Genomic DNA, 5,903 nt, shown 5'->3' with positions numbered 1-5,903 from the left:
TTTGCCTGAATCTGTGTATTTGCTGGCTGGATAGGACATTGAACAGGAACATTCATTGTCCCGTCGAGGTTCGCATTTTTGGTAACTCTTACCCGCGCAATTTCAACGGTAGCCGCATACAATACGATCTCATATACTTCATTGGCACTCAATGCCTCAACACTAATATGGTGAATATCAAAATCAACAGCAATATCATTCACAGCAGCGATCTCTGCAAATGCACCAAGTACCCATGCAGCCCCAGCGGTAACAACTACACCGTTTGCTAAAGTAGGCCAAACCTTGCTTGATTTGTGCGCGTGTTCGTCCAGCTTATGTAACATGGCCTTTATACTAGTACCGTTGTGGGTATCGTTCTTATTGCCAACAACCTGCTCGATGCTAGTATTGGCCGTCGAATCAATAGCGGGAACGGATCGTGGGGCTGTGGACTCACCAGTCATTGTTTAATCCCAGACCGCCGCTACAACCGTTGCCCCGGCAGAGATTGGCACCCATTCAACGTAGAACGTGATCTGCCCGTTGGTAATTCCGGTAGTCCCGGCTACAACCAGGTCAATATCAAGATCGCCAACTACGGCCCAATCTGTTGGGAAGCCCACGGGCAGGGCGGTGGAAGCCGCCCCGTTTGTCCATACGTCATTAGCCACCAATGTATTAGGATCTGCGAGTTGCGCAATAAGCGCTGCTGTGGCTCCTGCCACGCCCACCTCAATAGTCTCATTGCCATTGCCTTCGGTAAGCGCCTCGTCAACCAAGCCAAATATCCGCACCTTCACCAGCCCCGTAATAGTAAATAGCCGGTGAGCGGCAGCAGTCCAGGTCGTTGCCGATCCGTCTACTGTCTGCACCGACACCAGCCGGGTTGCCCCACCGCTCAATGCGTAGACTGATGGGAGTGCCCCCTGAGTTAAAGCATCATCACTCTTGTTACCCAGGACGTCATTCATGGTGGAATTGCCGGTGCCGTCCGCCGAAGGCACGCCCAGATCAGCCGGAATATTGAGTAATTCGCTCATACTATAACTCCGTTATCTGCATTACCGCATCGATGGTATGCTTTTCGATTATGAAGTAAAGGTCTTTCAGCGTTCCGGCCTGCTTCACGTTCCCCACCAGCCCCCAAGGAATCGCTATAGTTATAGCCTGGGCCGCTGGCAATATCTGCGATTGAATTAACTGCCCGTCAGCAGTAGCCGTCTGCGTTGGTAGATTAGCAGCCACCGGCTCACTATAGGACGCGAACCACTTATACCAGACCTTTTGATCCAGCGATAGCCGTAGGTGGTGGGCCAGCGAGTCCGGCTCTATCTTGTGCCGGTCGGTGGTAATGGTCGCCTCAAATTCCCAGAACTCTGCAAGCGTATGCCCGGTGGTGGCGGCAAAGGTTATGGTCACGCCATTGTCCAGCGTCTGTCCCGCGCCAGTCATTGCTACCCCGGCATCAGCCGAGATTTGGACGCCATCCCGGAAATAGATAAACTTGTCCGTGCCAGCCGCCGTTGATACAACCACCTTGTAAAGATGGCTACGGATTCCCGAGAACGTCCCCCCAGGTGTAAGGTCATCTAGCCCGCCGCCGGTGAATACTTCGCTAGTCTGGACTGCGGCAGCGTTTACTTTCAGCCGCCGCTTCTCAGAATACCCGGCAGCTAGGACAGAATTGACCCGGCGCGGTTCTTCAAACCTATGTACGTCGGTCATTACTTACCTCCAGACTTGGCCTTAGAAGCCGGTTTCTTGGCTGGCTTAGGCTTACTAGCCTTTTTGGGTTTTGCGGCCTTGGGCGTTGCCTGGGCCTTGTTGGCAGCCTTTTTGGGTTTACCCTTCGGCTTGTTTTTAGGCTTGGCTGCTGCCGCCAGGTTCGCCAGGTAGCTTTCGTGGCTGATGAACAAGTTGGGGTATTGTGTCAACAACCGTAACGCCTCATTGTCCGTTAGATGCACCCCCGCCTCTAGCGTGCAGGTTTGGGGCTGGTCAAGTCGGCAAACCAGATTGGGTACCAGGCTTGTCGAACCACGATAACGGTCTTGCCCCGTCTTACTATTACCTACAAATTGGATTTTCATTATCCCTCCAATGCTGGTGGCCGAGGCCATTTAACCCTTGGAATTACTTCCCCGCATCTAGTACACTCATGCCTGCCGCAAATCCCAAGGGAAAAACCAAACGGCTCATTGGAATCCGCGTATAGGAACCTGTGGAAATTGAAGTAGCATAGGAGCCGTCTAAACATTTTAACCGCCCCGCTCAACCGTTACCCGGCTGCCCGCAGGCAATACAATCTCAGTGCCGTCGGCTTGAATAATCTTTGCAGCGCCTTTAATCGCCTGAACCGAAGCACCGTTTACAAGCGGGCCAAAGGTCTTATTTTTCAGGAGTTTCCCAAGATGTTTTGCTGTGGCGGCATCATAGCGCATCCGCCATTGTTCAGGAAATTTAGTTAGCAACCGCTTTACTTCCTGGGGTGGCACGTCGATCAAGCAGGAGTCCGGATCGCTGATTTTACAACGATACGTACCACTGCGATAATGATCTACAACATTTGGGACGCCAAGGAATTGCATTTTAATCAGTTCGGGTAGTTCGCCGCGCCCAGGCTTGGCCGGATCCGGCTCGGTATCGTATTTTTCGTCGGCCTCAGCCGTCACTGACGATTCGTCATCACCGTCAATACTTACCCCCTGAGCCGGTGGCAGGCTATCCGCCTGCACGGTATCTGAAGTAGTTTCCTGTTCCCCTGACGCTTCTGCGCCAAACTCAATCTCTTCTGTATCAATCTGCTGTTCGGACATTATATGCCTCTCTTTTGTGTTGTTAGTGTGCGGAGAGCAACCGGGGCGCATCAGGGACAGGCTGATACATCCCCGGCTACCATCCTAAGTCGGTGCCTATGCACTAGCACCAGGTTTAATCAAGTTGAAGAGAATGTCGTCCTCTGCTGCGCCGTCTGTTTCCAGCGCCACGGCTACTCCTAAGCCGGTAGTTGTCGTAGAGACATCCGTAAGATGCCGCGCCGACGCCCACTCAGCCAAGTCGCCCGCCGTGCATGAGCCGTTCGACCGCCCAATGAACAGGAACAATCCAGGGACCATTCCCCACACAGTGTGAGCCGCATCGCCAGTAGCCGAAGCAACCGGCAATCCATGCTGGAACAGTTTGACTGGGCCTAAGTCTCCAACCACCGCTGATCCAGACGAAGCGACCAGGCCGTCAATTTCCCAGCCTACCAGGTCGTTCTCGGTCAGCGTAACGCCGGAACTGATGTACCACATGCAGCCGTATAACGGGCCACGGTCGTAACTGATCTCATAGCGGGTGATCTCGTTGATGAAGATGTCTTCACCGGAAGCCACATTGGCATAGAAGCGCATGGATTCAACCGCATTACGGTCCCAGTCTTCGGCCACCATGTCGATCTCGAACCACTGGTGAACATCGTTTGGTTGGGCCTGGAGATTGACTTGCGTCTGCTCCTCGCCGTTATTAACGATGGTGATCTTCAACTCACCGGCGGTTGAGAAATCGCCATTGGTTTGGTTATTCACCCAGAAACCGATGTAACGGGTGTCCGTCCAGTCCATCTGCTTCCGGCCAGCCGATCCCGCATCAGGCGGAATAGCAGCCGATTGGTAGATGTTATCCAACTGGAGGAACTGGGTTCCGTCGCACGTTCCGGTCGAGGTCATTTGAATCTCGTTGGTTTCAACGCGATCTCCAGCGCCTGCGGCAATATCAAACACGCCGTCGTTATTTTCCACCCAGCCGGTAACCGCCTGAGTGTTGTTGACAACGTGGATAGTGTTAAGGCCGGAAGCCAGCATCATCTGCCGAAGCAGAGAACGCATATCCTTCCCGCCAGGTCCATCCATTCCCATGCCGACTTGTGCAAGCTGGTCAAGGGAGGGAACAACTTGGTTTCCAACAGGAATAAATTCACCACTCATGATATACTCCCTTCCTTATGAGGTTATGCCATAACCCAAGCCAACGGTCTCTTCCGTCGCGGTCGGGTTTTGCGTTTGTTGGAAGTCAATACGACGGCTTGCAACGGAGAACGATTGACCCTTTTTGATGTCACGGTCGGTCTCGGTTCTCGGCGCGCCCTTATCGGCGAGCCAGAAAGCACGGGTGTTGACTAATAGTGTAATGGTGTCCGTCGTGGTTGCACCGTCGTAAACACCGAGAGTGGTCAAATCCTCACGGATAAACTCACTGACGATAATCGGGCTGTTGTCAAACCGCGCCAATTCGCCCTGAAGGATCGTAGCCTGCGGCCCGATCTGATCCAGGGTTAACACCTGGGTAATCCCAAGCATCTGAATGTAAGCACTGACACCAGCGATATACGCCAGGTCGCTCGACATGGCACCGTACCGGCCCATTGCCTTGCGGACGTTCCGGAAAGCCGAAACAGTCATGCCGCCAACGTCAACAGCCGCCACACCGCCCGAACCGCCGGTATGCTTACGCAAACCAGTCCATGACTTCCGGATATCGTCCGAAGCAGTCACGTCACTATCCTGGTGGGTGGCAGAGGTATCGGCGTTGACCACGGCGTCCTCTTCAGCATCGGCAATGCCTTGCATTAATTCAGCCATCATCATCGGCGCAATTGCCACCGCTGAATCTTCCTGAATCTCATCAGAGAAACGTATCAGCGCAGCATGCTTGACCGGGTCAAAGGTTACATTCCCGGTGCCGGGCGTGATCGAGCTATAATCTGTCGGATTATCGCTTATTGCCTCGCCCTGCAAGAACACGCGCTTACGCCCGCCCTGCCGTGGTACCGTCAGAGGGCCGGTTCCCATCGGAATGTTAATCCGGGGGAACAGTGCGGCCACCCGCAGCAACAGCCGCAGGTCATCAATGAACTGGGCTGAGAACTGAGTGGGTATCCACTCTAGCCCCTCATTGGTGGTCTGGGTATCCAGCGCCTTGGCAAACGACTTATCGTACATCGCCAACTCACCGCATAGGATCGCATAGGTATCTGTTCCCTTAACGATCTGCCGGTAGGTCTCTTCGCTGTATGCGCCGCCGGTTGCCTTGAAGGTCTTGTGTAGACCCCAAAGGTGCAGGAAGTCGTTCATCTCCATGAGTTCGCGAGGAACGTCATAGGTGGGCGTTTCCTGCTTTGCCATTGGCCGGTTATACCTGGTTTTGGGGGCGTACATTGCGCGGGCAATCGGACCAGCACCAACAACGCCATAACCCCACGTAGCGGCTACAGCCTGGTTCTTGATCTCGTTCCCAACGCCATCCCAGAACGCCTTGGTTTCCTTGGCACCCTTGTCCTGAAGGTCTAAGACCGTGGTCTCGACATTCTCAAGGGTAGTCTTTTGTTCAGCTAAGCGCGTCCGCAGGTCATCTGCGCATTTCTCGTTGGCAGTTAGGCGGTCTGAGGTTTTTGCCTCGTATGAACGCACAACATCACGGTATTCGTGTATTGCAGCGAGGATCGAATCCTTTTCTTTAACGCGCACAACGCCCGCATCAGTATCAGTACCCTCCTGGGTTTTTACATCGTCGTCCATAATTGGACTCCTTACTGATCGATTCGGACATTGACTGCCTCTTGGTTTGCTTGACGCTATCTATGCGCCTGTATCAAATCAAATTCTGTGAGCACTAATTGCAGCGCTATCATCTCAAGGTCGTAAACAGGTTCCTCGGGTTGTTTGAGGCTCTGTTCAAATTCGTTCTGGTGCGGCTGGGTATGTATATCAGGCTCATGGTTCAAGATGCTTTTTACTATGTGCATATCCGTCTGCAACTTGTCCAGGGTGTCCATCATCTGCCGCTCGGAGACTAATGGGCCGTTAACAACAACCCCACCCTCTTGCAACATATTGGCTTCGCCCAGCGCCTTCAATATCCCGCCGTGCAGGTCCATGTGG

At 53.4% G+C, this 5,903-nt stretch carries 8 protein-coding genes; all 8 read right to left on the bottom strand.

From position 1 onward, the window contains the following. The coding region (locus ENI00_RS08290) for a hypothetical protein (RefSeq protein ID WP_304101250.1) at positions 1-446 on the bottom strand (446 nt) is incomplete at its 3' end. Between the two features lie 3 nt (positions 447-449). Beyond that, positions 450-1,022, bottom strand: coding sequence for a hypothetical protein (locus ENI00_RS08285; protein ID WP_304101248.1), 573 nt, complete (start codon positions 1,020-1,022; stop codon positions 450-452). Position 1,023: 1 nt separating this feature from the next. Further along, entirely contained in the window at positions 1,024-1,707 is a 684-nt protein-coding gene (locus tag ENI00_RS08280) for a hypothetical protein (RefSeq protein ID WP_304101246.1), read from the bottom strand. Beyond that, positions 1,707-2,072 (bottom strand): hypothetical protein, encoded by a 366-nt coding sequence (locus ENI00_RS08275; protein WP_304101244.1) that lies wholly within the window; start codon positions 2,070-2,072, stop codon positions 1,707-1,709. Before ENI00_RS08275 ends, ENI00_RS08280 begins: the two co-directional genes overlap by 1 nt. Before the next feature lie 168 nt (positions 2,073-2,240). Continuing rightward, complete coding sequence (locus ENI00_RS08270) at positions 2,241-2,798, bottom strand: hypothetical protein (RefSeq protein ID WP_304101242.1); 558 nt, start codon at positions 2,796-2,798, stop codon at positions 2,241-2,243. A 96-nt stretch (positions 2,799-2,894) separates the two neighbouring features. Next, complete coding sequence (locus ENI00_RS08265) at positions 2,895-3,950, bottom strand: hypothetical protein (RefSeq protein ID WP_304101240.1); 1,056 nt, start codon at positions 3,948-3,950, stop codon at positions 2,895-2,897. Positions 3,951-3,965: 15 nt separating this feature from the next. Continuing rightward, the gene (locus ENI00_RS08260) at positions 3,966-5,540 is read right to left on the bottom strand and encodes a phage major capsid protein (protein ID WP_304101238.1); all 1,575 of its coding nucleotides are present in this window, start codon (positions 5,538-5,540) and stop codon (positions 3,966-3,968) included. Positions 5,541-5,596: 56 nt separating this feature from the next. Continuing rightward, on the bottom strand, positions 5,597-5,903 hold a 307-nt coding region (locus tag ENI00_RS08255), incomplete at its 5' end, for a hypothetical protein (RefSeq protein ID WP_304101236.1).

This window comes from Marinobacter antarcticus (assembly GCF_011049865.1).
Taxonomy (GTDB): Bacteria; Pseudomonadota; Gammaproteobacteria; order Pseudomonadales; family Oleiphilaceae; genus Marinobacter; species Marinobacter antarcticus_A.
Note: the sequence above shows the minus strand (reverse complement) of the source record. Positions and strands in the feature narration are given on the sequence as shown.

Excerpts from the sequence above, each read along its gene's own strand:
- ENI00_RS08285 (WP_304101248.1), bottom strand. The coding sequence starts at position 1,022 with ATGAGCGAATTACTCAATATTCCGGCTGATCTGGGCGTGCCTTCGGCG.
- ENI00_RS08280 (WP_304101246.1), bottom strand. The coding sequence starts at position 1,707 with ATGACCGACGTACATAGGTTTGAAGAACCGCGCCGGGTCAATTCTGTC.
- ENI00_RS08275 (WP_304101244.1), bottom strand. The coding sequence starts at position 2,072 with ATGAAAATCCAATTTGTAGGTAATAGTAAGACGGGGCAAGACCGTTAT.
- ENI00_RS08270 (WP_304101242.1), bottom strand. The coding sequence starts at position 2,798 with ATGTCCGAACAGCAGATTGATACAGAAGAGATTGAGTTTGGCGCAGAA.
- ENI00_RS08265 (WP_304101240.1), bottom strand. The coding sequence starts at position 3,950 with ATGAGTGGTGAATTTATTCCTGTTGGAAACCAAGTTGTTCCCTCCCTT.
- ENI00_RS08260 (WP_304101238.1), bottom strand. The coding sequence starts at position 5,540 with ATGGACGACGATGTAAAAACCCAGGAGGGTACTGATACTGATGCGGGC.